This is a genomic window from Streptomyces sp. ADI95-17 (genome assembly GCF_003846175.1).
Classification (GTDB): domain Bacteria; phylum Actinomycetota; class Actinomycetes; order Streptomycetales; family Streptomycetaceae; genus Streptomyces; species Streptomyces sanglieri.
Map to the genome: position 1 here is coordinate 794,955 of NZ_ML123050.1, position 26,020 is coordinate 820,974.

Genomic DNA, 26,020 nt, shown 5'->3' on the forward strand with positions numbered 1-26,020 from the left:
CCGGCCGCCGGTCCGGTCACCGTTCACTCCGTCCCGGCCGCGGCCAGCACCGCTCGCCGGGTCAGCACCCGGGCGAGGTGTGCGCGGTACTCGGGTGTCGCGGAGAGATCCGTGGCGGGGCGGGTGCCCTCCGCCGCCGCGTCGGCGGCGGACGCCACCGCGGCCGGGACCGCCTCGGCCCCGGCGAGCGCCGCCTCGGTGGTCCTCGCGCGCAGCGGTGTGGAGCCCATGTTGGTCAGGCCGATGCGGGCCTCGGCGATACGGCCGTCGACGCGCCGTACGAGCGCGGCGACGCCGACGATCGCCCAGCCCTGGGCGACCCGGCTGAACTTCTCGTAGTGGAACCCCCAGCCGTCGGCCCTCGGCACCCGGATCTCCACCAGCACCTCGTCGTCGGCCAGGGCCGTCCGCAGGTAGTCGACGAAGAACTCGCGGGCCGGGACGGTACGCCTGCCGCGCGGCCCCGCGGCCACCATCTCGCCGTCCAGGGCGAGCAGCACCGCCGGGAGGTCGCCGGCCGGGTCGGCGTGGGAGAGCGAGCCGCCGAGCGTGCCGCGGTGGCGTACGGCGGGGTCGGCGACGGTCTCGGTGGCGGCTGCCAGCAGCCCGGCGTGGCGGCGTACCAGGGGGTCGTGGATGACGTCGTGGTGGGTGGTCATGGCTCCGATGACGAGCGACCCGGTGGCGGGGTCCTCGCGGACGCCGCGCAGCTCCGGAATGCGGCCGAGGTCGACGAGGAGTTCGGGGAAGGCGAGGCGCAGGCGGAGGATGGGGATCAGGCTCTGTCCGCCCGCCAGGACCTTGGCGTCCTCGCCGCCGTCGTGCAGGGTGCGTACCGCCTCGTCGATGGTGTCGGGCCGTACGTAGTCGAATGCGGCGGGAATCATGTCCTCGCCCCCTTCGCCCGTGCGTCCGTGACGGCCTGCCAGATGCGCTGCGGGGTGCAGGGCATGGCCACGTCCCGCACGCCGAGCGGCCGCAGCGCGTCCACGACCGCGTTGACGACGGCCGGGGTGGAGGCGATGGTCCCGGCCTCGCCAACGCCCTTGACGCCGAGGGCGTTGGAGGTCGCCGGGGTCTCGGTGCGGTCGGTGACGAAGTCCGGCAGGTCCGGCGCGGCGGGAACGAGGTAGTCGGCCATCGTCCCGGAGACCAGATTGCCCTCGGTGTCGTACACCGCCTCCTCGTACAGCGCCTGTGCGATGCCCTGGGCGAGGCCGCCGTGGATCTGGCCCTGGACGATCATCGGGTTGATCACCTTCCCGATGTCGTCGACGCAGACGTAGCTGCGGATGCGGGCCCGCCCGGTCTCGGTGTCGACCTCGATCGCGCACAGGTGCGTGCCGTGCGGGTACGAGAAGTTGTCCGGGTCGACCAGGTGTCCGGCGTTGATCGTCGGTTCCATCCCGTCGGGCAGGTCGTGGGACGAGAACGTCGCGTACGCCACGTCCTGGATGGTCTTCGTCGCCTCCGGCGATCCCCGCACCGAGAAGGTCCCGGCGGTGAACTCCAGGTCGGCCTCGTTCGCCTCCAGCAGGTGCGCGGCGACCCTGCGGGCCTTGGCCACCACCTTCAGCGCGGCGTGGTGGACGGCCAGTCCGCCGACCACCAGCGACCGCGAGCCGTAGGTGTCCATGCCCTGCGGGACCGCCCTGGTGTCGCCGTGCACGACCTCGATGTCGTCGAACGGCACCCCGAGCACGTCCGCGGCGATCTGGCTCCAGCAGGTGGCGTGGCCCTGTCCGTGCGGGCTGGTCCCGGTGGTGACCTCGACCTTTCCGGTGGGCAGCATGCGGATGGTGGCGGCCTCCCAGCCCCCGGCGGCGTACCGCAGGTCGCGCAGTACGCGGCTGGGCGCGAGGCCGCACATCTCGGTGAAGGTGGAGATGCCGATGCCGAGCCGCACCGGGTCGTGGCGGGCGCGGCGCTCGCGCTGTTCGGCGCGCAGGCCGTCGTAACCGAAGAGGGCGAGTGCCCGGTCGGTGGCCGCTTCGTAGTTGCCGCTGTCGTAGGTGAGTCCGGCGATGGACGTGTACGGGAACTCCTCGTGGCGGATCCAGTTCCGGCGGCGCAACTCGATGGGATCCAGGCCGAGTTCGGCGGCTAGTTCGTCCATGGTCCGCTCGATCGCGAAGGTCGCCTCGGGGCGGCCGGCGCCGCGGTAGGCGTCGGTCGGTGTCTTCGTGGTGAAGACGCCGGTGCACCGGAAGGTGTACGCGTTCATCTTGTAGATCCCCGGGTACATGAACGCGCCGAGCAGCGGAATGCCGGGGGTGATCAGCATCAGGTAGGCGCCCATGTCGGCGAGCAGGTCGACGCTCAGGCCGAGGATCTCGCCGTCCTTCGTCGCGGCGATCTCGATGTCCTGGATCTGGCCGCGGCCGTGGTGGGTGGCCTGGTAGCCCTCGGAGCGGGACTCGGTCCATTTGACGGGTCTGCCGAGCTTCCGGGCGAGGGCGAGCGCGACGGCCTCCTCGCCGTACACCTGGAGTTTGGAGCCGAATCCGCCGCCGACGTCGGGGGCGATCACCCGCAGCCGCTGTTCGGGGATCCCGGTGACCATGGACAGGATGACCCGGGCCACGTGCGGGACCTGGGTGGCGGAGTACAGCGTGTACTCGTTGGACGCGGTGGGCGGGGTGGCGACCACCGCCCGGGGTTCCATGGCGTTGGGGATGAGGCGCTGCTGGGTGTAGCGGCGACGAAGCACGACGTCGGCGCGGGCCTTCTGGGCGGCGTAGTTGCCCGTGTCCAGCGGCCAGGTGTAGCAGCGGTTGGTGCCCTTCCCGGCGTGTACGAGGGGTGCGTCGTCGGCCAGCGCGGCTTCCAGCCCGAGCACCGGTGGCAGGGGTGTGTAGTCGACCTCCACGGCCTCCAGCGCGTCCGCGGCGGCGTACCGGCCGCGGGCGACGACCACGGCCACGGGCTCTCCGGCGTACCGCACCTCGTCGACGGCGACGGCGGGGTGGTCGGGCATGACGATGTCCTCGGTCACCGGCCAGACGCACGGCATGGGGCCCAGCTCGTCGGCCAGGTCACGGCCGGTGAGGGCGGCGATCACCCCGGGGCGTTCCAGCGCCGGCGCCACGTCGATGCGGTCGATCCGGGCGGGGGCCATGGGGCTGCGCAGGATCGCCAGGTACAGCAGGCCGGGCGTGGTGATGTTGTCGGTCCAGGTGGTGCGGCCGGTGACGAGCCGTGCGTCCTCCTTGCGGGTGCGGGAGCGGCCCACCTCGGGGCGTGGTGCGTCGGTGGTGGCCTGGGCGGTCATGTCCGTGCCTCCTGCCCGGCGGTGGCCGGGGCGGGGGCGGGCCGCGTGTCCGGCCGGCCGGTGTCCGCGGACCGGGGTGCGGGGGCCTCGCGGCGACGCTCCTCGGCGGCCGCCGCCAGGACGGCGCGCACGATGTTCTGGTAGCCGGTGCAGCGGCAGAGGTTGCCCTCCAGCCCCCGGCGGATCTCCTCGGGCGTGGGGTCGGGGTTCTCCTTGAGCAGGTCGCGGGCGGCCATGATCATGCCGGGGGTGCAGTAGCCGCACTGCAGCGCGTGCTGTTCGTGGAACGCGGTCTGCAGCGCTGTCCATTCGCCGTCGGTGGCGAGGCCCTGGACGGTGGTCACTTCGCCGCCATCGGCCTGGACGGCCAGTACGGAGCAGCTCTTGACGCTGTCGCCGTCGAGTTCGACGGTGCATGCGCCGCAGTTGCCGGTGTCGCAGCCGACAGGAGTGCCGGTGAGTCCCAGGTGGTCCCTGAGGTAGTGGACCAGCAGCAGCCGGGGCTCGACCTCGTCCTCGTACCGGGTGCCGTCCACGGTCGTCGAAAAGCGGGTCATGGGTGCTCCCGGGGGCTCAGGCCGTGGTGTCGGTCCAGGCGTAGGGCGGGGCCACCGGGCCGCTCGCGGGTCCGGCGCCCACCGTTTCCAGGTCCGCGTCGGCGGCCTTCATCAGCTGTGCGGCCACGTCCTTCATGGCCCGGCTCGCCGCGAGCTCGTCGCCGATGGCGGGTACGTCCACGTCCTGCGGGTTGCAGCGGGCGACCCCGTGTCCGGTGAGCCGTGCGGAGCCGGTGTCCAGCACCGCCTCCGCCCTGGTCGTCCCGTCGTCCTCGGTCAGGCCGAGGCGCAGTCTCCACTCCAGCGTGCGGGTCATCGCGCACCTCCTGCGACCGCGTCCGGTCGCGATGCGCCGCCTCGACGCGGTCCTGCCACCAGGATCCACCCGGCCGGGCGCGTTCGCGCGTTCCGGCTCGTCCTGCGGAGATCACACCGCCGAAATAGGATGCAGGGTGTCCAATTCCACCGAAAGCGGGCGACGGCCGAACGTCGCACCGGGATCCGGCCCGTCGATACCCCGGACGGCCCAGCCGCGGCATGCCCCGGGTTGCGCCGCGCCGACGAGCGCAGTGCGGAGCGGCCCATGAACCGGCGTCGTCCTCCCCGTTCGGCGAGTGCCGAGGAGTTGCTCACCACGCTGCAACAGCTCACCTCCCGGGCGCGCCGCGAGGTGGAGTTGCACCAGGCCCGGGTGGAGCTGGCCGAGGTGCTGCAACGCGAGATGCTCCCGGCGGCGCTGCCCGCCCGGCCCGGACTCCAGACCGCCGCCCGGTACACACCGGCCCGCAGCGGGCTGGACATCGGCGGTGACTGGTACGACGGTTTCGTGCTGCCGGACGGTGCGCTGGCCTTCGCCATCGGGGACGTGCAGGGGCACGACGTCGAGGCCGCCGCGTTCATGGGCCAGATCCGGATCGCCATGCGGGCGATAGCCGCCACCGCCGCGGACCCCGGCGAGGTCGTGGGCCGGACCAACGACCTGCTGGTCTCGGTGGGCTCCGGTCTCTTCGCGACCTGTACGTTCATCCGTCTCGACCCGGTGTCCCGGGAGCTGCAGAGCGCCCGGGCCGGGCATGTCGCGGCGGTGTGGGCCACGGCCGACGGGCGGTCCGGGGTGACCAGCGACGAGGGCGGGCTGCCCCTGGGGATCCAGGCGGGCGAGCACTATCCGGTCACCCGCCGGCGGCTGACCGCCCCCGGCGCGTTCGTCCTGGTCACGGACGGCGTGGTGGAGGGGCCCTCGTTCCCGATCGACCGGGGCCTGGACGCGGTGACCCGGCTGGTGCACGCGAGGGTCGGCGCCGACGCCGGCGAGCTGGCCGACGCGGTACTGCGGGCGGCGGAGCAGACCGGGCACCAGGACGACGCCGCGGTGCTCGTGGTACGGCACGGGACCGTACCCGGCCGGTACTGAAGGTGCGTCACCGGGCCGCCCCGGCCACTGTCGAGGCCGCGGACGGGAGCGTTCCGGCCGCTGCCGGATCCGGGGCCGTCCGGCCCGGGCCGGGTCCGCGGACCCGGCCTAGCGTGTCAAACAGCCGCCACCCGTCCGGGGCGGTGTCTGATGAGATGTGTGATCCGCAGCGAGAGAACCAGACGTGCGGCCGTGGCCGTACTACGTGTCCTGGCCGTCACCGCTGCCTACTACGCGGCCGGAGGGCTCGGCCTCATCCGGGAGGTGTCCGTCCACGGTGCGGTCGTCACACCGCTCTGGCCGCCGACGGGCATCGCGCTGGGGGCCCTGATCTACCTGGGCCTGAGCGCCTGGCCCGGGATCGCGCTGGGCTCCCTGCTCGTCGTCACCACGCTCAGCGGCTCGGTCACGCCCTCCACCTTCGCCGTCGTGGCGGGGAACACCGCGGCCCCGGTCTGTTCGTACCTGATACTCCGCAGAGCGGGCTTCCGCAAGGAGCTGGACCGGTTGCGCGACGGGGTCATGCTGGTCTTCCTGGGCGCGCTGGCCGGGATGGTCATCAGCGCCACCGTGGGCGCGGGCATGCTGGTGCTGGACGGGAAGCTGCCCCCGAGCGGGTTCTGGCCGGTCTGGGCGGCATGGTGGTCGGGGGACGCGATGGGGGTGCTCGTGGTCACTCCCATGCTGCTCGTGCTGCGCAGACTGCGGATGCCCCGGACCACCGACCGGTGGATCGAGGCGAGCGCGCTGCTGGTCGTCTCGGTCGTGGTCTCGCTGGTGGCGACCCGGAGTTCACTGGCGATGATCTATCTGGTGTTCCCGCTGCTCATCTGGGCCGCCCTGCGCTTCCAGCTGGCGGGGAGCGCGCCCTGCGCGCTGCTGGTGTCGGTGCTGGCGGCGATCGCGGGAACGGAGGGGGTGGGTCCGTTCGAGGGCCAGACGATCCTGCATGTGATGGTCAACCTCGCCGTGCTCAACGGGTGTGTGGCGCTGACCGCGCTGTTGCTCGCGGCGGTCGTGACCGAACAGAGCAACATCCGGCACCGGATCGAGCGCGCCTGCGAGGAATTGGCCGAAGTGGTCGACCATCTGGCGCCGGGGAGGGCGGAGGCCGCCTGGCCGTCCCGGCCCGACGACGAACTCGACAGCCGCTGAGCACCACGCGTCGCTCCGGCACCACCGATGGCCCCGCCTCCACACCGAAACAATCCGGCCATCGGCCGTCACCACATGCGCACTCGCTCGTTTGTTGGCCGGGGAAGGTCTCCCGACAGCACACCGCTGCGGACGAACCTGGTGGACACGCCGGACAGTTGACCGGCGTACATGTCCGCACACAACCCGATTCAGGTGCATTCCAAATGCCAACACTTACTCACAGACCCAGCGATCCGGCGCGGAACGGGACGAGATCCGAGTCAGTGCGCATGTCTGAACTTCACGAGAACTCCAGCGAAATGGCACGTCTGTGGATATCGTGCACCGAGCGAGGGCGCATCCGTCAGTCCATGAGATCGGCGGATGCGCCCCGTTTGTGACGATGCAACTGTGACTGGGGGGTTCATGGGGCATGTCGAGCTACCCGATTCGGACAGAACAGGACCCGTGGGACTGGTGGGGGCACCACGTCCGCGCACCGTCTCGAATCGGCCTCGCAGCAACGGACTCGACGAATTGTGGCAGGCGCCGGCCGCACCGCGTGAGCGTTCCGGGCCGGCCGCCGCGAAGATCAGGGCGACCGGGTGCATACCCGTGGTCGCCGGTGTGGAGCTCCTCGGCCTCGGAGTTCCGGCCCTGCTCGTACTGCGCGCGGGCGGACAGTCCCGGGCCGTGCTGGCCGCGGCCGCGGCCGCACTGGCGTGGTCCGCGCTGCGGGCCGTGCGCGGCCGGTACGCGCAGCGGCCGCCGGGCGGACCGTCGGGGGTGCTGAGCACGGCCGGCGACTGGCTGCTGTTCCTGGGCGTGCTCGCCGTGCTGCACACCGCGACCGGCGGTGCGCTCGACCCCACGACGGCGGTCGTGGCACTGCTGCCCGGACTGTCGGCGGGAATCGGGGCGCAGGCCCTGCGGCGGCTGCCGTGGCCGGGACGCCGCCCGCGGGCGGTCCGGCGGGTGCTGGTGGTGGGCGAGGCTCCGGGCGTGGACCGCGCCGTCCGGCTGCTCGCGGCCCGCGCGGATCATCCGTACTCGGTCGTGGCCGCGGTCCCGGTGGGTACCGCGCCGCTGGAGTGCGGGGTGCCGGTGCCGGGCCGGCTGGCACCGGCACCGGCCGACGACGATGTGTCGACCGTGCTGGGCGGGGCCTTCGCCCAGGACGCGGACCTGGCACTGGTGGTCCCCGGGCCCCAGCTCTCCGAAGAACGGCTGTGCCGGCTCTCCTGGGGACTGCACGACGGCGGGCTCGCGCTGTCCGTTCTCCCGGGCCTCTCCGGCATCGCGGCCGGCCGGGTGCGGGCCACCGCCGCGGCCGGGCTCACCCTGCTGCACATCGCGCCGCCGCTGCGCCGGGGGCCGCAACCGGCCCTGAAGGCCGTCGTGGACCGGGTCGGCGCCGCTCTGGGCCTGCTGGTCCTGACCCCCCTGCTGGTGCTGATCGGGGCGGCGGTACGGTTCGGTTCCGACGGGCCGGTGTTCCACCGCCAGGTCCGGCAGGGGCAGCACAACCGGCCATTCACGATGTGGAAGTTCCGCACCATGGTGGCCGACGCCGAGGCCCGCAAGGACCGGCTCCGCACCGCGAACGAGATCGACGGCCCGATGTTCAAGATGCGCCGCGATCCCCGGGTGACCGGAATCGGCCGCCTGCTGCGCCGGACGTCCCTCGACGAGCTCCCACAACTTCTCAATGTGCTCCGCGGCGACATGTCCCTCGTCGGACCGCGCCCGCCGTTGCCGGAGGAGGTGTCCCGCTACGACGAACGCGAGTTCCGGCGGCTGTCGGTGAAGCCCGGACTGACCGGCCTGTGGCAGGTCAGCGGCCGCTCGGACCTGTCCTGGCAGGAGACCGTCTCGCTCGATCTGTGGTACGTCGACAACTGGTCGATGGCCACGGACATGGGACTCATGGCCCGTACGCTGCGCGCCGTCACCGACGGCCGCGGGGCCTACTGAGAGCGGCGGCCGTCCATGCGAGTGGCGCGAAGTCCCTCACGCATCACCGGCGTCGGGCCGGAATCAGATCTGCGCGGGCTGCCGGTCCAGCCACCATGCGTAGGTCTGGGCGATGCCGTCACGCAGGGCGATCCGCGGTGCGAAACCCAGCGAGGCGAGCCGGGAGATGTCGAGCAGTTTGCGCGGGGTGCCGTCGGGCTTCGTCGTGTCCCATTCGACAGCACCCTGATATTCCGTCACATCCTGTACTGTGGCGGCCAGTTCGCGGATCGTCAGATCGTCTCCGCAGCCGATGTTGACCGGCTCGTCGCCGTCGTACCGCTCCAGCAGCAGAAGGCATGCGGCGGCCAGGTCGTCCACGTGCAGGAACTCCCGGCGGGGACTGCCGGAGCCCCAGAGCGTGACCGTGGACGAACCGTCCCGGCGCGCCTCGTGGAAGCGCCGGATCAGCGCGGGCAGCACATGCGAGGACTCCAGGTCGAAGTTGTCGCCCGGACCGTAGAGGTTGGTGGGCATGGCGCTGATGTACGAGGCGCCGTACTGCCGGCGGTAGGAGCGGGTCTGCACGATTCCGGCGATCTTGGCCAGCGCGTACGCCTCGTTGGTCGGCTCCAACGGGCCGGTGAGCAGAGCGCTTTCGGGGATCGGCTGCGGGGCGTGCCTGGGGTAGATGCAGGACGAGCCGAGGAAGAGCAGCCGCTCGACCCCGGCCGCGTGCGCCCCGGCGACGACGCTCAGCTGGATGCGCAGATTGTCCTCGATGAACTGCACCGGATACGTGTGGTTGGCCATGATCCCGCCGACCTTGGCGGCGGCCAGCACCACCGCGTCCGGACGGGCCTCGCGGAGAAACGCCTCGGTCCGGACGGCGTCGCGCAGATCGAGCCGGTCGCGGTCGCGGGTGACCACCTCGTGCCCCTCGGTGGTGAGGCGGCGCACCACCGCCGAACCGACCAGGCCGCGGTGGCCCGCGACGAACACACGGGCACCGGATCGTAGGAGGGAACGGACGGATTCCTGCGCAGGGCCGGGGAGATCAGTCGTCATGGCCCGGATTCTGCCAGCACCCGCGGCCTGCGGTGATGTTTTGCCGCAGAACGCTCAATCCCGGTATTTCGACGGGAAATATTCGGTGCGGAACAACAGCCGCTGAGGCGACCAGAGAAGGGGGAGTCGTGGCGAAGACCGCGCTCATCACCGGTGTGACCGGACAGGACGGCTCGTACCTGTCCGAGCTGCTGCTCGACAAGGGGTACACGGTCCATGGCCTGATACGCCGCTCGTCGAGCTTCAACACCGAACGCATAGACCACATCTACCAGGGACCGGAGGAGGAGAACCGCTCGTTCGTCCTGCACCACGCCGATCTCGCCGACGGTGTCGCGCTGGTGAATCTGCTGCGTGACATCCGGCCGGACGAGGTCTACAACCTGGGTGCGCAGTCGCACGTCCGCGTCTCGTTCGACGCACCGCTGTACACGGGTGACATCACCGGACTCGGCACCATCCGGCTGCTGGAGGCGGTCCGCGCGAGCGGCATCGACACCCGTGTCTACCAGGCGTCGTCGTCCGAGATGTTCGGCGCCACCCCGCCGCCGCAGAACGAGGCCACCCCGTTCCATCCGCGGAGCCCGTACAGCGTCGCCAAGGTCTACTCGTACTGGTCCACGGTCAACTACCGTGAGGCGTACGGCATGTTCGCGGTCAACGGGATCCTGTTCAACCACGAGTCCCCGCGCCGCGGCGAGACCTTCGTGACCCGGAAGATCACTCGCGGGGTGGCCAGGATCAAGGCGGGCCTGCAGACCCGTCTCCACCTGGGCAACCTCGATGCCGTACGCGACTGGGGGTACGCCCCCGAGTACGTCGAGGCGATGTGGCGGATGCTCCAGTGCGACGTCCCGGACGACTATGTGGTGGCCACCGGCGAGGGTGTCAGTGTGCGGCAGTTCCTGGAGTACGCCTTCGCACACGCGGGTCTGGACTGGCGCGAGCACGTCCGGTACGACGCCAAGTACGAAAGACCCAGCGAGGTCGACGCCCTGATCGGGGACGCCACCAAGGCCGAGGAACAGCTCGGCTGGAAACCGGTCGTGCGGTCGCGGGAGCTCGCCAGGATCATGGTCGAGGCGGACATCCGCCAGCTGTCCGACCAACTCGCCGGAGCCGCCGTGCGGGTGGACCGATGAGACCGCCCGGCACCGGTACAACAGCCACCGCGGCGGTCCGGCCGCGGCCCGTTCACACCTTCGGAGCTGAATGATGTACGCAACCACGGGCCGCGGACGCGCCGGCCGCGGCCGGGTACGTGCCGCCGCCGGCGCGCTCTGCCTGCTCGCCGGAGCACTGTCCGCAGCCGCCGCGTCCGGGGGCTCCCCGGCCGCGGCCCTGACCCCGCCGGTCTCCCTGACCGCGGACGACCTCACCACCTGGCAGACCAACGGCATCGTGTGGTCGATGGCCGCGTCGGACGCCGGTGTCGTCTACACCGGCGGCACCTTCTCCACCGTCCGGCCGCCGGACGCGGCACCCGGCACCTCGGAGCGGCCCGGGGTGAACTTCGCCGCCTTCGACGCCGCGACCGGTGCGCCGACCGGTTGCAGCCTGTCGTTCACACTCTCGTCCGGCACGGCGACCGTACGGGCGCTGGCACTCTCGCCGGACCAGAAGACCCTTTACGTCGGCGGGCAGTTCGGGTCGGTGAGTGGTGTCGGGGTGAGCAACATCGCCGCGATCGACACCGCGAGCTGCACCCCGCGCAAGGACTTCAAGGTCTCCGTCTCGGCGACGGTGCGGGCCCTCGCCGTGACCGCCGACACCGTGTATCTGGGCGGTGACTTCAACACGGTGGCCGGGCAGACCAGGAACAAGTTCGCCGCGGTCACCACGGGTGCCGCGCTGAAGCCGTGGAAGGCGAACGCGGACGAGATCGGCCGGGCCGTCGAGCTGACGCCCGACCGCAAGCACGTACTGCTCGGCGGCAACTTCTTCAAGGTGAACGGCACCACGTCGCACGCGCTGGCGGTGGTGGACGCCACGACCGGGGCGGTGACCAAGAGCTATCCGGCCGGGTTCATTCCCAACACCTCCACGGTGCAGGACCTGACCACCGACGCCACCGGTTTCTACACCGCCAACGAGGGCACCGGAGGGGGCGTCTTCGACGGCCGGATCGCACTGGACCTGAGCGACTTCGAGCAGCGCTGGCGGGACACCTGCCTCGGCGCCACCCAGGCCGTCCTGGTGCACGACGGCGTGCTGTACAGCGGGAGCCACGCCCATGACTGCGCCACCATGGGCGAGTTCCCCAACCAGCCGCGCAAGCATCTGCTGGCCCAGTCCGTGGACGACCCGAAGCTGCTGCCCTGGTTCCCGGACACCAACGACGGGATCGGGGAGCCGGTCGGGCCCCGGGTGATGGCGCAGACCGACAAGGGCGGCCATCACTACCTGTGGGTCGGCGGCGAGTTCACCACCGTCAACGGCTCCGCCCAGCAGGGCCTGACCAGGTTCGCCGACGGCCCCGACACCGGGGCCCCGTGGGTGCCCAACGTCACCCTGTCCACGCTCACCCCGGGGAAGGTGGTGGTCGACTGGCAGACCAGCTTCGACACCGACGACGGGGAACTCACCTACCGGATCTACAAGGACGGCGCGAGCACCCCGGTGCACACCACGACCGGCTACTCGCTGTTCTGGGACCGGCCGCAGCTGAGCTGGACCGACACGGACGTGGCGCCTGGCGAGACCCACTCGTACCGGATCAGTGCGAGCGACGGCACCAACACCAGTGCCAAGTCGACCGCGGTGTCCGCCACCGTGGCGTCGGCGGCGCAGAAGTACCCCGCCAAGGTGCTCGCGGACGGCGCTTCGCTCTACTGGCGTTACGACGAGGCCGCCTCGACCCTCGCCGGCGACAGCAGCGGCGGGCGGGACAACGGATTCGTGCGCAACTCCCCCACCCGGCGGGTGACCCCGGCCGCGGTCGCGGGCCCCTCGACCGCGATCGGCCTCAACGGTTCGACGCAGTACGTGTACAGCAACAAGCGCCATCCGCAGCCGGCCAGGTTCTCGGTGGAGACCTGGATCAGGACGACGAGCACCAAGGGCGGGAAGATCGTCGGCTTCGGCAGTCTGACCATGCAGAACAGCACCCAGTACGACAAGCATGTGTACATGCGTGACAACGGCCGGCTGGTCTTCGGGGTGAAGAGCGGCAGCGCCCGGACCGTCACCACACCCGCCGCGTACAACAACGGCGCCTGGCACCACGTCGTCGCCACCCAGGGCCCCGGTGGCATGGCGCTGTACGTCGACGGGCAGCTCCGCGCCTCCAACGCCCTGTACACCGGCAACGAGAAGTACGACGGCTACTGGCGGGTGGGCGGGGACAACCTGAACGGCTGGCCGAGCAGGCCGACGAGCGACTTCTTCGCCGGGCAGATCGACGAGACCGCCGTCTACCCGGCCGCGCTGAGCGGCTCGCAGATCAGTGCCCACTACGCGCTGAGGACAGCCGGATGAGGCATCCGTTCCGGGTCGGTGCCGCCGTCGTCGTACTGACGGCGGCGCTGGCCGCCTGCGGCTCGTCCGCCGAGGGGCGGGGCGGCGCCGACGGCGCCGGACCGGCGGCCGCGCGGGCCCCGATCGCCGCCCCGTCGGCCGGGCCCGGCACCACCGCCGCCGACGGCCCCCCGGCGCCGCGCACGAGTGAGCCGCCGAAGCTTCCCAGCGACGAACTCACCCCGGCCACCGGCTCGTTCAGCAGGAAGCAGAAGGAGTATCTGGTCGACCGGGTACCCAGAGGCATGGACCCGGCGGCCGTGCTCCAGACCGGTCAGGAGACCTGCGACAGGCTGCGGTTCCTGGTGAAGGCCGACCGCGACGTCGCGGTCGGTGCGATCGTGACGGGTGAGATCGCCGACGCGAAGCCCGCCGTCGAGCACCTCTGCACCCAGCACCGGAACCTGCTGCGGGAGGCCGACCGGGGATACCCGGACGGCACGTACAGGAACGATCAGATCCGGCCGGGCCGCTACCGCGATGTCTCCCCCACCGGAAGCTGCACCTGGCAGATCACCGGGGCGGACGGCAGAACCCTGGACTCCGGCTCCGCCGCCGGGAAACGGACCTCGATCACCGTGCCCCGGCAGGCCCGTGTCTTCACCTCCACAGGCTGTTACGCCTGGCTGCCCGAAGGGGACCTCGGATGAGCAGGCTGCCGATAGCCGTGGCGATCCCCACGAAGAACGAGGGGCTCAACATCGCCGAGGCGGTGACATCGGTACTCGGCCATTTCGAGGCGGTCGTCGTCGTCGATTCGCACAGCACGGACGAGACGGTGAAGATCGCCGAGGAGTGCGGGGCCGAGGTGATCACGTACACCTGGGACGGGGGTCATCCGCGCAAGAAGCAGTGGTGTCTGGACCATGTCCGCACCGACCTGGACTGGATCCTGCTGCTCGACGGCGACGAACGGATCGGTCCCGGGCTGCTCGCCGAACTGCGGCAGATCTTCGCCGACCCGGCAGCACCGAAGCCCGCGGCGTACGACATCCCGCTCGGCTACTGGTTCTCCGGGAAGCGGCTGCGACACGGCTACACCATCCGCAAGCGCTCGCTGACCGACCGCACCCGCTGCCGGTATCCGGAGGTGGGCGATCTGGACGCGCCGGGCATCGGTGAGGTCGAGGGCCACTACCAGCCGGTCGCCGACTCGGTCGGTTCGCTCCGCAATCCGATCGAGCACCAGGATCTCGACCCGGTCACCGCCTGGTTCGAGCGGCACAACCGCTACTCGGACTGGGAGGCATGGCTGGAGCACCATCCCGAGGTCAAGGAACAGGTGCGCAGGGTGAAGTCGCGCCAGGGGCAGCTGTTCCACAAGGCGCCGTTCAAGCCACTGGTGTCGTTCGCGTACATGTATCTGTACCGGCGGGGGTTCCTCGACGGGCGGGCGGGGTTCGACTTCGCGCTGGCGATGAGCTTCTACCGCTGGCAGATCGCCCTCAAGTCCCGTGAGGGAAAGACCGTTTGACCCGATCGCCGCTCCGGCGGGCCACGTCCTCGTAGGTCCGCCGGAGCGTCGCGGTCACGGCCTCGATGGTGAAGTCCTCGTTCACGAGGTTCCAGGCCGCCTTGCCCGTACGGGTGTTGGTCTCCGGTTCTAGGAGTTCCAGGATGGCGGTGGCGACCTTGAGGGCGTTCTTCCCGTCCTCGCCGACCCGGCTGTCGATCACCCGGCCCGCGCCCGCGCGCGCCACGTCTGGGCCGAGTCCGCAGGTGCGGGTGATGACCACGGGGGTGCCGACCGACATCGCTTCGAGGACGGACACACCGAGGGGTTCCTCGATCGACGGCAGCACGTACACATCGGCGCACCGGGCCGCCGCCAGGACCTCCTCGTGACCGAGCGGCCCCACATGGTCGAGCGATGCCGTCACCCCCAGAGCACGGGCGAGTCCGAGGGTGGCGGGGAGCGCGCCGGTGTCGGGGCCGGCCAGCACGAAGCGGGCGTCCGGGTGGCGCGCCAGGACCGCGGGCATCGCCGCGACGAAGTCCTCCGGGCGCTTGCGCTCCTGGATCCGGGCGAGGAAGAGGACCGTCGGCGGCCGTCCCGGCTCGCGGGCGGGCTTGATCTCCTGCGGGCGCACCCCGTTGACCAGCCGTACGGCCCGGACCGGCGGGACCGGTGCGGCGACGGCGTTCACATCGAGGCGTTCCGTCTCGGTGAGGTGCAGCAGGGCGTCGGCCCGGCGCAGCACCCTGCGCACCCCGAGCAGATCGGTGAGCCGGGCGACGCGGTTCTCGGTGGGGTCCACCATGCCGTGCGTCTGGACGACCAGGGGGGTGCGGGAGGCCAGGGCAAGCAGCGCCGCGGGCAGCGTCACCAGGTCGCGCATCAGATGAACATGGACGATGTCGGCGCCGCGCATCATGCGCAGTGCGGTGAGCAGGAGCGCTCCGGAGGTGATGCCGCTGACCTCGAAGGCGGGGAGCAGATGGCGGGCCGGGAAGAGATGGGCCGGCACTCCCTCGATCTCGCGCGGGAGGGGGCCCACGAAACCGTCTCCGAGTGCCATGATCCTGGCGTCGTCACCGGCGGCCCGCTGGACCTTCGACAGGTTGAGCGCCACCCTGGTCGGACCGCCGAACGCGTGGTCCGGGGTGTGCAGTGTGACGATGTGCAGGATCTTCACCAGGGTTCCCCTCGACCGCGGCCGACGCTTTACAGACTAGTCATCCAAACCCCCCAAGTGGGTTGATTCGTTAGAGTGTTCACAGGTCCACGGAAACGGGGAGCACATGACGTCCGTGCACGAGGCGGCGCCGTCCGCACCCGTACCGGAGCACGGCCTGCGGGAGCCGGGCCACGCGCAGGCGGAGCCCAGGTCGTGGACCATGCTCTCGCGCGCGCTGGCCGTGCCCCTCATTCTGGCCCTGGTCTGCTTCCTGCCCGCGGTGATCGCCGCGCAGCCGGGTACCGGGGTCCGTGACACCGCTTACTGGCTCCAGCTCGTGCTGACCTGTTACGCGGGGATCCGGCTCGCGACGATGATTCTCTCCACCCGGCGGCGTCTGCTGCAGGGTGTCTTCTGGATGTTCGTGTACATCGCGATGGGCGTGGCGCCGTTCGCCCAGGCCGTCATCGGGCAGACGCCCACCCCGATGGTCGGGCCGCGGTCGGATCTGGTGACGGCCGTCGCGCTGATCCTGGTGGGCTGTGCCGCGTTCGACCTGGGGGCCCTGCTGGCGTCCCGGCGGCCGCTGCGGCGGCGGGTCGCCGTGCGCTCCGGGAGGCGCCCGGCCGTGGCGCACCGGGGGCGGCTCGGGCTGCTGGTGCTGCTGGCCTTCGCGGCGAGCGGCTACTACGTCCTGAAGGTCGGCGGGCCCGCGGTCTTCTTCACCAGCCGTCAGGAGATCAGTGCCTCGGTCGCGGGGAGCGGGGTGGGGTCGGACGGGTCCAATGTGGGATCGGCGTTCCTCAAGGGCTTCGGCACGGTGCCCGCGCTGCTCGCGCTGCTCTTCTTCACCCGCCGGCTGGTGACCTCGCGCGCGGCCCGGCGCTCCCCGTCGGCGGTGCTGGTCTGGGCCGGACTTCTCGTCCTCAATGTGATCGTCAACAACCCTGTCTCCAATGCCCGTTACTGGTTCCTGACAGTGCTGGTCTCGTTGCTGTTCACCGCGTTCCCGAGCAGTGCGGCGATGTACCGCTCGGTGCTGGCCATGGGGGTGGTCGGGGCGCTGGTGCTGTTCCCGTACGCGGACCGGTTCCGGTACGACAGCGCGGGGTACCGGCCGGTGGACTCCTCGTCGGTGTTCGAGCCGCTGGCCACCAAGGACTACGACCAGACGGTGATGTTCGCCAACACCATCACCTGGGTCGACACCCGCGGCCACGCCTACGGGCGTCAACTGGCGGGCACCGCCCTCTTCTTCGTGCCCCGGTCGGTGTGGAGCGGCAAGCCGGAGGACACGGGAGTGCGCGTCGGTCAGTGGATGGGGATGAACATGACCAACCTGTCATCGCCGTTGTGGACCGAGCTCTGGGTCGACTTCGGTGCGCCGGGCATGGTCGGTGGCCTCGCACTGATCGGGTACGCCGCCGCCCGTACCGACCGGCGGTACGCGCGGGCGGTCTCCAGGGACGGTCCGGGCCCCGGCAGCGTCCTGGCCGTCACCGCACCGCTGGTCGCCGGGTACACCTTCATTCTGCTGCGCGGGCCGCTGTTGCAGTCCGCCGGCAAGCTTGCCGTCGCGGCGCTCTGCCTGCTGCTGGTCACGAGCTTCCGTCGGGACGTGCGGCGCCCGCGCTGACGGGCGCCCGCGCCACGCCGGTACGGACCCCGAGCCGGGCCACCCTGGTCCAGGTGGCGACGGCCTTGCACCCGGATCCCAGGCACAGGCCCCAGGCGGCGCCCGGGACTCCGGCCAGCGCGTAGCCGCCGGCCAGGAAGGCGACTGCGGCGAGCGAGAAGACCACCTGGATGGCCAGCGTGGTGCGCGGGTCGAGCATCCGCAGGGCCAGCAGCCCGCAGGTGCCGACGGCCATCGCCGCGTACTGGCTGCCGGTCGCCGGGAGCAGAGCTGCGGCCGTGGGCCAGGTGTCGCCCAGCAGCCGGCGTCCGACCGGGTCGGGCAGCAGGGACAGTACGGTGGCCCAGGCGGCGGCGACGGCCGCCAGGACGGCCGCGAGGACGGCGGCGGCCCGTACCCTGCGCCGTTCGCCGGCGAGCCTGCCCAGCAGCGGTGGGCCGAAGCCGGTCGCCGAGGTGAACAGCACGTTCAACGGCCCGAAGAGGGTGGTCGCGCCGCGCAGTGCGCCGACCACCAGCGGGTTGCCGACCGTGCCCAGTCCGAGGACGGAGAGCTGGCCGGTGGCGTTGCCCACCGCGAACTCCACCACGAAGCGCCGCCCGAGATGGCCGCGCCGAAGCAGGACCTTCAGCCGCAGTGGTGTCCCGGCCGCCCTCCGGTGCAGCAGGGCCGCCGAGAGCAGCAGGGCCGGCAGCGCGGCGAGCCCCCACACCAGGACGAGCCGGGCCGCCGGGGCGCCGTGCGGCTGGAGGGCCAGCGCGCCCAGCACACCGGCCAGTCGGAGCACGTCGCCCGCCAGCGCCAGATTCGGCAGCTGCAGGGTCGAGAAGGCGTAACGCATGGTGTCCTGGCCCAGCACCACCGGCAGGACGAGTCCCAGCGCCATCAGGGCCTGCGCGGTGGCGCCCGGCAGCAGCAGGCAGACCCCGGACAGCAGCGCGCCGAGCGCCGCCGACGCGAGCAGCGTGAAGACCACCGCCGAACGGCAGGCACCACGCACCTCCTCGCCCTCGCCGCGCCGCAGCACGAGCGGCTGCCCCGTGTAGGCGCCGGACACCCCCAGCAGCACCGTGAAGACGAGGTAGACCGCCGAGAAGCGGGCGAAGTCGGCCACGGTAGAGAGCCGGGCGGCCGTCACCAGCACCAGGATGTTGGTGAGCGCGGCCACCCCCTGGTCCGCGACCGAGCAGAGGATCGCGGTGCGTGCCCTCATCTGTGTCCGGCGGTGGAGTCGAAGGCGCGCAGCCCCAGCGTCTCGGTGGGGTCACCGGTCTGTTCCGGCCCGCTGCCCGTCTCGTCGCGGCCCGGCCGGCCGCCGCCCGGGCGGCGCTTGGCGGCCTTCCTGCGGGCCCGGCGCTCGTGGCGGCTCAGGCCGGGGTGCAGCAGGGCGCCGAGCACGGAGCCGCCCGCCGCGCCGATGATCTCCCGGATCCGCTCCAGGTCGCTGCGGTGCACCTCGCGCGGGTCGCAGACCACCACGACGCCCTCGACCCGGTCGATCAGCGCGACGGCGTCGGCGTACGACAGCACGGGCGGAGCCAGCACGATGACGACGGCACCGGGCCGGTCGCCCTCGGCGACGATCCGGCCGACGGGTGCCGACGTCAGGGCGCGCGGCACGTTGTCCGTGCGCCGGCCCGCTATCAGGGTGAAGGCGCCCGAACCGGGCACGTCCACATTCATCTGGCTGTCCGAGGGCCAGGCTCGCCGGCCTCGGGTCGCCCAGCGCGGCCGGGAACCCTGCGCCGCCGGACCCAGGTCCCTGGCCAGGGCGGGGGTACGCAGATCGGCCTCGACCAGGATCACGTCGCGGCCCATCTCGGCGAAGGCCGCGGCCAGGTTGGCAGCGGCGGCGGCCGCCGCGGCGCCGTCCCCGCGCGGGGCGGTGACCAGGAGCCTGCGGCGCTCGGCGAACGACGGATCGTAGGCGAGCCGGAAGGCCACCGCGCGGTACTCCTCGGCGAGCCTGCTCCCGCTCCGTCCGATGGCCAGCAGCGAGCCGCCGTACCCACGCTCCCTGGGCAGGGTGCCCAGCAGCGGCGCGCCGAGCGAGCGGACCAGCTCCCGGGTCGAGCGCACGGCCGGGTCGAAGACCAGACGCACCCAGGACAGCAGCAGTCCCAGTGCGAGACCGACGACGCCGCCGAGCCCCAGCAGCAGTGACAGTCCGGCCCCGGTGGGCTTGCTCGGGGCGGCGGGCCTCTTCGTCAGGTATCCGGGGGTGGTGTCCAGCGCGCGCAACTCGGAGATCTTCCGGTTGAGTTCGGAGATCGCGACCACGAGGTTGGCCCGTGCGCTGGTCACGTCGTTGCCGCCGCCGGTCTGCGCCGCGAGTTGGTCGCGCTGTTCGGTGAGCGGGCTGAGCTGGGCGCGGTAGCCGTCCACCATGTTGGCGATGCTGTTCTCGGTGCGCTGGCGGCGAATCTCCAGATAGGCGTCGGCGAGCGCCTGGGCCCGTGCCTTCGCCAGTGCGGGGGTGCGGCCGGTGTAGGAGAAGCGGAGCACGAGGGTGTTGGGCGGGTTGGTGACCTGAAGGCCGGAGAGCAGCGGCCCGACCGCCACCCGGTCGCCCCTTCCGGCCAGGGTGGTGACGGCCAGGGTGCCCACGGTGTCGCTGACGGCGGTCTGCCGTTCGGAGCCGATGTTGATGCCCTTGTCGGCGGAGGCACCGGCGGCGAAGGGGTCCGAGGCGGCGGAGCGTACGACGACCTCGCCCGTCGATGTGTAGTTCTCCTCGCCGCTCAGCGCGAGCCAGCCGCCGCCGATGAGCCCGGCGACCACGCCGGAGGCGAGCAGGGCCCGGTAGCGCAGGAGCTGACGGAACTGGTCTCTCAGCAGCGCGGGTTCGTCCTGGTCCTCCAGGGTGCGGATCGGCTGGTTCATCGACGTGGTCTCCCTTTGGCGTCCGCGAGGACCTCGGTGAGCAGGGCGTCGAAGCGGGCCAGGCCCGCCTCACGGCTCAGGTGACGTGCGACGTACTGCGGCCCCCTGGCGCCGAGCGCGTTCGCTCCCGCCGGTGCTTCGACGAGCTTCCGTACGGCGGAGAGCAGCGCCGCGGGGTCCTCCGGGGCGACGAGGAGCCCGGCGCCGGACCGCTGGACCTCCTGTGCGGTGCCTCCCCCGTCGGCTACCGAGGCCACCACGGGCCGGCCCGAGACGAAGTAGGAGGTGAGTTTGGACGGGACGCTCATGTCGAGCACGGAGGCCTTCTGTGTCACCGCGAGCACGTCGGCGGCGGCGAGGACGTCCGTGAACTCGCCAGCGTCGGCCGGGGGCAGGATGTCGAGGTTGCGCAGTCCCGCGGCGCGCGCCAGCAGCGCCTCGCGCTGATTGCCGTCCCCCATGAGCACCACGCGTATCTCGGGCGCCAGCCGGGCCGCGTCGACGAGGACCTCCAGGCCCTGTTTGAGCCCCATGTTCCCGGAGTGCAGGACCACCGGTGTGCCCTCGTCCCAGCCGAGCCGTGCCCGGGTGACGGCCCGGTCGGTGGAAGGGGCCCGCACATGCGACCAGTTGGGCACCGTACGGATGCGGCCCGGGTCCACTCCGTAGGCGGTGACGCGGGGCACGAAGGTCTCGTGGATGACGCCGACGAGGGCCGCGGAGCGCAGCGCGTACCGTTCGGCGGCGGAGGCGACGGCCGCGGCACGGTCCCCGCCCCGGATGCCGCTCTGCGCGGCGGCGGCGCCCATCAGGTCCTGCACGACGGGTATGTACGGGACCTTGTGCCGGCCGGCCAGCCGGGCACCGATGACGCCCCCGGCGAGACTGGGAATCTGGGAGACCACCGCGTCCGGCGGCCGGGCGGCGGGCGGCGACAGCAGACCATGAACCAACACCGTAGCCTCGAACGCCGCTCTGCGCAGGGCGGTCTGACGGGACGGCACATAGTGTCTTCGCCGGTGCACGGTGACCCCGGCCCGCTTCTCGGCCACCCGCCACACCCCCCGGTACTCCGCGTCGGTCCGCCAGGACGGGTAGTGCGGCATCCCGGTCAGCACGTGGGTCTCCGCGCCGGCCTCCGCCCAGTGCTCGGCGAGCTGCGCGGCGTACGGGCCGATGCCCGTCAGCTCGGGTGCGTAGTTCGTCGAGACGACCAGCAGGGTACGTCCCTCGAACAGCTTGTGACGATCGGCATCGGACATGGACGCCCGCCTTCCCCCCGGAACATTCCGTGTTCCCCCGGGTTCCTCCCCGGAGAACAGCCCCAAAAGCGAGCTTATCCGTTCACGTGATGCGCAAGTGGTCTTCACAGTAAGGTCGTTGCTCCATCAACACCGATACCGATATCCCACCGCACCGGATGCCATGTCCGGAAAACTGCTGCGGGACACGGACATCACGTTCACCGTGGGGGGAGAGAACGGATGGTGCACAGGGTCGGCTACGCGCCGGGGGTCTACGACCTCTTCCATGTGGGACACCTCAACATCCTGCGGCACGCCCGCAGTCAGTGCGACTACCTCGTCGCCGGAGTCGTCTCGGACGAGATGGCCGCGCTCGCCAAGGGCCATCGGCCGGTGATTCCGCTGCCTGAGCGTCTGGAGATCGTACGCAGCGTGCGGTACGTGGACGCGGCCTTCGTCGAGACGGTGCCCGACAAGGTCGAGACCTGGCAGCAGGTGAGGTTCGACGTGATCTTCAAGGGGGACGACTGGCGGGACACGGAGAAGGGGAAACGGCTGGAACGCGACTTCGCCGAGGTCGGCGTGGAGGTCGTCTACTTCCCGTACACCGTGCACACGTCCAGCACCCAGCTGCGCCGGGCGCTGGACACGCTCGTCAGTCCGCGGTCCGGAGCGCTCTGAGCTCCCTGAACCACTTGGCGAGGAAAGCCACCAGGAACAGTGCGTGCACGGCGGCGAGCGCCGCATATCCGACGCGGAACGCGGTGCGGTCGCCGAGGAGCAGGAAGACCAGGCAGAACACTCCGTAGTCGGCGGGCAGCAGCACCACTGCCCGCAGCCGCGAGACAGGGGCGGCGGTACCGGTGTCCGCCGCGGGCCGGGCGGCCGCCTTTCCGAGCTGTTCGCGCAGCAGTCCCGCGCAGAACGTCAGCACCGCAGTGAACAGGAAGGCCAACGGCAGCAGCAGCCAGCCCTCGCCGGGCAGTCCGGAGAACCGCTGGAAGGAGATCAGTACGGCGGTGTGCACGAGGATCATCTTGGCGCAGTCCACGACATGGTCCAGCCACTCGCCGTCCGGGCCTCCCCCGCCGGTGAGCCTGGCCAGCTGGCCGTCGGCCGAGTCGAGGGCGAAGCCGATGACGAGGCCCGCGTACACCGCGACCGCCAGCCCGGTGGACGGCCGGACGAGCGCCACCGAGGCGATCGCCGCGAAGGTGAACGCCGCACTGACCAAGGTGACTTGATTGGGTGTCAGTCCGATCCGGTACGCACCGGCCGCGAAGACCCGGCCGACCGGCCGGTTCACGTATCGCGAGTAGAGCGACACCCCCTTGGCCGTCTTCTGCGCGCCGCGCAGCTCGCGCAGGACCGTGCCCGTGTTTCCCATCCGCCCCCCAGCGTCCAGCTGTCGCGAGCGGCGCCGCACCGGTGCCGGCCCGGGCCTCGGCACAGCGGTGCGCGGACGCCGCCGTCAGAGCCGCATCATGGCACGCGGGCCGGGTCCTTCGCGGGCCTCCGGGGCCTTTCGTCCGGATCAGGCGGGGGCGGTTCGGCACTCCGGGTGGCCCCAGCCGTTGGGGTTCTTGGCGATCATGTCCTGTGCCGCGTAGGGCTTTCCGCAGTGGCAGCGGCCGGCGAACCTGGCCTTGATGGTGCCCCCGGAACGGGCGGGGCGTGCCGCGCCCGTCGTCTTCTTCGCCGCCTCGCCGCCGCGCCGGGCCTCGGTCGCCCGGGCGGGGGCGGGGGTCGGCAGCTGCGCGGAACCGTGCGCGGTTCCGGCCGGCCGCTGCGCCACCGCGGCCTCGCTGGCCGCCTGGTCGGCGAGCGCGTTGAGCGGGTCGCCGTCGACCTGGTGGGCCGGGACGTAGGTGAAGCGCACGGTCCGGCCGGTCAGCCGGTCGTCGATGGCGGTCACCAGGTCCCGGTTGGCGACGGGCTTGCCGGCCGAGGTCTTCCAGCCGTTGCGCTTCCATCCCGGCAGCCACTTGGTCACCGCGTTCATCGCGTACTGCGAGTCCATCCGTACCTCGATCGGCACGGCGGGATCGGTCGACCCCAACAGCTCAAGCAGCGCGGTGAGTTCGGCGATGTTGTTGGTCGCGTTGCCCAGCGGTCCCGCTTCCCAGCGCTCGGGCCGGCCCTGCGCGTCGGCCACGACCCATGCCCAGGCCGCAGGTCCCGGGTTGCCCTTGGACGCCCCGTCACACGCGGCGATGATGCTCTCGTTCATGTCCTCGATCATGCCAGCGTCGCGACCTCCCTCCGGAACCGTGACCCTGAGTGACGATTCGAGGTGCGGTGGCCCGGCGGCGCTGGTTCTCTGATGGAGCCCGCTCTTCCCAACCGCACAAGGAGCGATGATGAGCGTTGCACGTGAATCCGGTGACCGTGCGCAGCAGCTGCGCGAGAAGGCCCGGCACATGACCGAGGCCGCCGAGCGCACCACCGACCCTGAGCAGCGCCAGCGGCTGCAGGAGAAGGCCCGCAAGCTCCAGGAGCAGTGCGAGCAGCAGGGCGACATGGGCGGCGGAAGCATCCGTCCGCCCAAGTGACACCTGCCTCACGCCAACGGCCGACGTCTTGTCGCTCTTCCATGAGTGGGCGGCAAGCCGTCGGCCGCCGTGTTGTCACCGGCATTCATCAGGGGCTGTCGGCGTCCCTCCGGGCTGGTGACGTTCTGTTGACGTTCCGTAGGGCTGTGGACGTTCCTCCGGGCTGTTGACGTTCCTCCGTCGCAGGCCCTAGGTTGCGGTAAGCGCTTTCCAGCCGCACCCAGGAGATCTCGGGACATGAGCAGTCCACTGCGCATCACGCACGCCCACGGTGACCGGATCACGGTCACGGAGGAGCACGGCGGTATCGATCTGATCAGCTACGTCTACCGGCCGGAAGCGGCCTGGGAAGCCCCCAAGCCGTACATCCACCCCATGCGCACGCTGGCCGACAACGTTGTCACCGACTATCGGCCCAACGATCACCGTTGGCACAAGGGCCTCCAGATGACGGCCTCCCATCTCTCCGGGCAGAACCTGTGGGGCGGCAACACCTATGTGCACGGCCAGGACTACGTGCCGCTGCCCGAGCGGGTCGGGTCGATGGCGCACATCGGATTCGACGAGGTGTCGGCCGAGGCCGGGCACGCGGTCGTCGCGGAGCGGCTGAGCTGGCGCCACAACGACGGCACGCACTGGGCCGACGAGCTGCGCCGGGTCGAGCTGCACGATGTCGAGCACGCCCGATCCGGCTCCGGTGCCACCGATGCGGGCCCCGGTGGCAGCTGGACGCTGACCTGGTCCAGCGCGATCACCAACCGGCGTACCGAGCCGCTGCTCTTCGGCAGCCCGACGACCCACGGCCGGGAGGCGGCGGGCTACACGGGCCTCTTCTGGCGCGGACCGCGCGCCTTCCGCGGCGGCCGGATCCTGGGTCCGGACGGGGAGGGCCCGGGGCTGATGGGGACGCAGGCACCCTGGCTGGCGTACAGCGGCGAACACGACGGCGCCGACGGGCACGCCACGCTGATCTTCCGGCACGCCCCGGAGAACGATCACACGGGAGCGGGCGGCACCCACCCGGCGCACTGGTTCGTCCGCGACGAGCCCTTCGCGGCCGTCGCCCCGTCCTTCGCCTTCCACGAGGAGCTGGAGCTCGCCCCGGGCGACACCCTGTCCCGCCGCTACCGGGTCACCGTCGCGGACGGCGCCTGGGACCGGGAGCGGATCACCGACTACCTGGCGGCGCACCCGTGGTGAACAAGGACACCGACGGCCCCGGCCTGTACGTGGAGCTGCCGCTCGACGATTCCGGCCGGGCCCGGCTGCGCGGTCTGTGGACCGGCCCCGTGTGGTTCGCCGAGCCGGGAACCGCCGCCGCGGCGGACGCCCGGGCGCTCGCGGGCGCCGGCATCGCGCTCGGCAATCCCCGGGCGGCCTGGGTGGCCGAAGCGCCCCGGCTCCGGTGGCTGCAGCTCGCCTCGGTCGGGATCGACGGCTATCTCGGCCTGGACTGGCCGGTCCTCGGCCGCCGGCTGACCGTCACCAACCTGGGTGACCTCTTCGCGGGATCGGTGGCCGAGTCGTGCCTGGCGGGCGTCCTGGCGCTGCACCGCGGCATCGATGAGCTCGCGGTGCTGCGTACCCGCGGCACCTGGGCGCAGTCCGCCGTCCGGCCGCGGCTGCGGCTGCTGTCCGGATCACGGGTCCTGGTGCTGGGCCGGGGGTCCATCGCCCGGAGGTTCGCCGAGCTGCTCGGACCGTTCGGCTGCCGGGTGTCGCACTTCGCACGCGGCTCGGGCGACATCCGCACACCCGCCGAACTCGACGAGCGGCTGCCCGGCTTCGACGTGGTGGTGGGGCTGCTGCCCGGCACGCCCGAGACAAACCGGCTGCTCGACGCACGCCGGCTCGCGCTCATGCGGCCGGGGGCCGTTCTGGTGAACGCCGGCCGGGGTTCGCTGGTGGACGAGGAGGCACTGGTCCGCGAGCTGTCCTCCGGGCGGCTCGGCGGTGCGGTGCTGGATGTGACGGGGCAGGAGCCGCTGCCCGCCGGGCATCCGCTGTGGTCCTGCCCGAACGTCATCCTCACCCAGCACACCGCGGGTGGCTCCACGGACGAGAGCGCACGGGTCGTCGACCTGTTCGCCGACAACCTGCTCCGGTTCGGGGCCGGTGAACCGCTGCGCAACCCCGTGCAGTGGACCAGAGGATTCTGAGGACGCGACCGA

Annotated in this window: 23 protein-coding genes; 12 read left to right on the top strand and 11 right to left on the bottom strand. The window is 71.6% G+C overall.

Annotated features, from left to right (window positions below; translation table 11 throughout):
• Positions 1 to 23 precede the first annotated feature (23 nt).
• Genes EES42_RS34335 through EES42_RS34350 form a run of 4 tightly spaced genes read right to left on the bottom strand, consistent with a single transcriptional unit; the run spans position 24 to position 4,144 of the window.
• Entirely contained in the window at positions 24 to 887 is an 864-nt protein-coding gene (locus EES42_RS34335) for an FAD binding domain-containing protein (RefSeq protein WP_124722098.1), read from the bottom strand.
• Positions 884 to 3,271: a xanthine dehydrogenase family protein molybdopterin-binding subunit gene (locus tag EES42_RS34340; RefSeq protein WP_124722099.1), complete on the bottom strand. Its 2,388-nt coding sequence runs from the start codon at positions 3,269 to 3,271 to the stop codon at positions 884 to 886. Before EES42_RS34340 ends, EES42_RS34335 begins: the two co-directional genes overlap by 4 nt.
• Positions 3,268 to 3,828, bottom strand: a complete 561-nt coding sequence (locus EES42_RS34345) for a (2Fe-2S)-binding protein (protein WP_124722100.1) — start codon at positions 3,826 to 3,828, stop codon at positions 3,268 to 3,270. Before EES42_RS34345 ends, EES42_RS34340 begins: the two co-directional genes overlap by 4 nt.
• A 16-nt stretch (positions 3,829 to 3,844) precedes the next feature.
• Entirely contained in the window at positions 3,845 to 4,144 is a 300-nt protein-coding gene (locus EES42_RS34350) for a DUF1876 domain-containing protein (RefSeq protein WP_124722101.1), read from the bottom strand.
• Between the two features lie 267 nt (positions 4,145 to 4,411).
• On the opposite strand from EES42_RS34350, the gene EES42_RS34355 reads away from it, so the two are divergent.
• From EES42_RS34355 to EES42_RS34365, 3 genes are all read left to right on the top strand, one after another.
• Positions 4,412 to 5,242, top strand: a complete 831-nt coding sequence (locus EES42_RS34355) for a PP2C family protein-serine/threonine phosphatase (protein WP_124722102.1) — start codon at positions 4,412 to 4,414, stop codon at positions 5,240 to 5,242.
• A 159-nt stretch (positions 5,243 to 5,401) separates the two neighbouring features.
• Entirely contained in the window at positions 5,402 to 6,397 is a 996-nt protein-coding gene (locus tag EES42_RS34360) for an MASE1 domain-containing protein (RefSeq protein WP_124722103.1), read from the top strand.
• A gap of 408 nt (positions 6,398 to 6,805) precedes the next feature.
• The gene (locus tag EES42_RS34365) at positions 6,806 to 8,353 is read left to right on the top strand and encodes a sugar transferase (protein WP_124722240.1); all 1,548 of its coding nucleotides are present in this window, start codon (positions 6,806 to 6,808) and stop codon (positions 8,351 to 8,353) included.
• 63 nt (positions 8,354 to 8,416) lie between these two features.
• On the opposite strand, the gene EES42_RS34370 is transcribed toward EES42_RS34365, so the two are convergent.
• Positions 8,417 to 9,400, bottom strand: a complete 984-nt coding sequence (locus EES42_RS34370) for a GDP-L-fucose synthase family protein (RefSeq protein WP_124722104.1) — start codon at positions 9,398 to 9,400, stop codon at positions 8,417 to 8,419.
• Positions 9,401 to 9,528: 128 nt separating this feature from the next.
• Here EES42_RS34370 and gmd point away from each other — a divergent pair, with 128 nt between their 5' ends.
• The 4 genes from gmd (at position 9,529) to EES42_RS34390 (ending at position 14,390) form a co-directional block, all read left to right on the top strand.
• Positions 9,529 to 10,542 carry a GDP-mannose 4,6-dehydratase gene (gmd, locus tag EES42_RS34375; RefSeq protein WP_124722105.1) on the top strand — a complete coding sequence of 338 codons (1,014 nt, stop codon included), beginning with the start codon at positions 9,529 to 9,531 and terminating at the stop codon, positions 10,540 to 10,542.
• Positions 10,543 to 10,612: 70 nt separating this feature from the next.
• Complete coding sequence (locus tag EES42_RS34380) at positions 10,613 to 12,877, top strand: LamG domain-containing protein (protein ID WP_124722106.1); 2,265 nt, start codon at positions 10,613 to 10,615, stop codon at positions 12,875 to 12,877.
• Positions 12,874 to 13,566, top strand: a complete 693-nt coding sequence (locus EES42_RS34385; RefSeq protein WP_124722107.1) for a hypothetical protein — start codon at positions 12,874 to 12,876, stop codon at positions 13,564 to 13,566. The genes EES42_RS34380 and EES42_RS34385 overlap by 4 nt, the downstream gene beginning before the upstream one ends.
• Complete coding sequence (locus tag EES42_RS34390; RefSeq protein ID WP_124722108.1) at positions 13,563 to 14,390, top strand: glycosyltransferase family 2 protein; 828 nt, start codon at positions 13,563 to 13,565, stop codon at positions 14,388 to 14,390. Before EES42_RS34385 ends, EES42_RS34390 begins: the two co-directional genes overlap by 4 nt.
• Here EES42_RS34390 and EES42_RS34395 read toward each other — a convergent pair.
• Positions 14,362 to 15,552, bottom strand: coding sequence for a glycosyltransferase (locus tag EES42_RS34395; protein WP_124722109.1), 1,191 nt, complete (start codon positions 15,550 to 15,552; stop codon positions 14,362 to 14,364). The two genes, EES42_RS34390 and EES42_RS34395, sit on opposite strands and share 29 nt — an antisense overlap.
• 106 nt (positions 15,553 to 15,658) lie before the next feature.
• Here EES42_RS34395 and EES42_RS34400 point away from each other — a divergent pair, with 106 nt between their 5' ends.
• Complete coding sequence (locus tag EES42_RS34400) at positions 15,659 to 17,170, top strand: hypothetical protein (RefSeq protein ID WP_206433732.1); 1,512 nt, start codon at positions 15,659 to 15,661, stop codon at positions 17,168 to 17,170.
• Here EES42_RS34400 and EES42_RS34405 read toward each other — a convergent pair.
• Genes EES42_RS34405 through EES42_RS34415 form a run of 3 tightly spaced genes read right to left on the bottom strand, consistent with a single transcriptional unit; the run spans position 17,133 to position 21,315 of the window.
• Positions 17,133 to 18,383: an MATE family efflux transporter gene (locus EES42_RS34405; RefSeq protein ID WP_124722110.1), complete on the bottom strand. Its 1,251-nt coding sequence runs from the start codon at positions 18,381 to 18,383 to the stop codon at positions 17,133 to 17,135. The genes EES42_RS34400 and EES42_RS34405 overlap by 38 nt on opposite strands.
• Positions 18,380 to 20,053 (bottom strand): lipopolysaccharide biosynthesis protein, encoded by a 1,674-nt coding sequence (locus EES42_RS34410; protein ID WP_124722111.1) that lies wholly within the window; start codon positions 20,051 to 20,053, stop codon positions 18,380 to 18,382. The genes EES42_RS34405 and EES42_RS34410 overlap by 4 nt, the downstream gene beginning before the upstream one ends.
• Positions 20,050 to 21,315 (bottom strand): glycosyltransferase, encoded by a 1,266-nt coding sequence (locus tag EES42_RS34415; protein ID WP_124722112.1) that lies wholly within the window; start codon positions 21,313 to 21,315, stop codon positions 20,050 to 20,052. Before EES42_RS34415 ends, EES42_RS34410 begins: the two co-directional genes overlap by 4 nt.
• 222 nt (positions 21,316 to 21,537) lie before the next feature.
• Here EES42_RS34415 and EES42_RS34420 point away from each other — a divergent pair, with 222 nt between their 5' ends.
• A complete protein-coding gene (locus EES42_RS34420) occupies positions 21,538 to 21,978 on the top strand; it encodes an adenylyltransferase/cytidyltransferase family protein (protein WP_124722113.1) in 441 nt (146 codons plus the stop codon).
• On the opposite strand, the gene EES42_RS34425 is transcribed toward EES42_RS34420, so the two are convergent.
• The gene (locus tag EES42_RS34425; RefSeq protein WP_124722114.1) at positions 21,953 to 22,684 is read right to left on the bottom strand and encodes a CDP-alcohol phosphatidyltransferase family protein; all 732 of its coding nucleotides are present in this window, start codon (positions 22,682 to 22,684) and stop codon (positions 21,953 to 21,955) included. The two genes, EES42_RS34420 and EES42_RS34425, sit on opposite strands and share 26 nt — an antisense overlap.
• A gap of 147 nt (positions 22,685 to 22,831) precedes the next feature.
• Positions 22,832 to 23,527 carry an RNase H family protein gene (locus EES42_RS34430; protein WP_124722115.1) on the bottom strand — a complete coding sequence of 232 codons (696 nt, stop codon included), beginning with the start codon at positions 23,525 to 23,527 and terminating at the stop codon, positions 22,832 to 22,834.
• A 130-nt stretch (positions 23,528 to 23,657) separates the two neighbouring features.
• On the opposite strand from EES42_RS34430, the gene EES42_RS34435 reads away from it, so the two are divergent.
• From EES42_RS34435 to EES42_RS34445, 3 genes are all read left to right on the top strand, one after another.
• Positions 23,658 to 23,849, top strand: a complete 192-nt coding sequence (locus tag EES42_RS34435) for a DUF6381 family protein (protein ID WP_124722116.1) — start codon at positions 23,658 to 23,660, stop codon at positions 23,847 to 23,849.
• A gap of 237 nt (positions 23,850 to 24,086) precedes the next feature.
• A complete protein-coding gene (locus EES42_RS34440) occupies positions 24,087 to 25,049 on the top strand; it encodes a DUF6807 domain-containing protein (RefSeq protein WP_124722117.1) in 963 nt (320 codons plus the stop codon).
• Positions 25,043 to 26,008, top strand: a complete 966-nt coding sequence (locus tag EES42_RS34445) for a D-2-hydroxyacid dehydrogenase (RefSeq protein ID WP_164495424.1) — start codon at positions 25,043 to 25,045, stop codon at positions 26,006 to 26,008. The genes EES42_RS34440 and EES42_RS34445 overlap by 7 nt, the downstream gene beginning before the upstream one ends.
• Positions 26,009 to 26,020 lie beyond the last annotated feature (12 nt).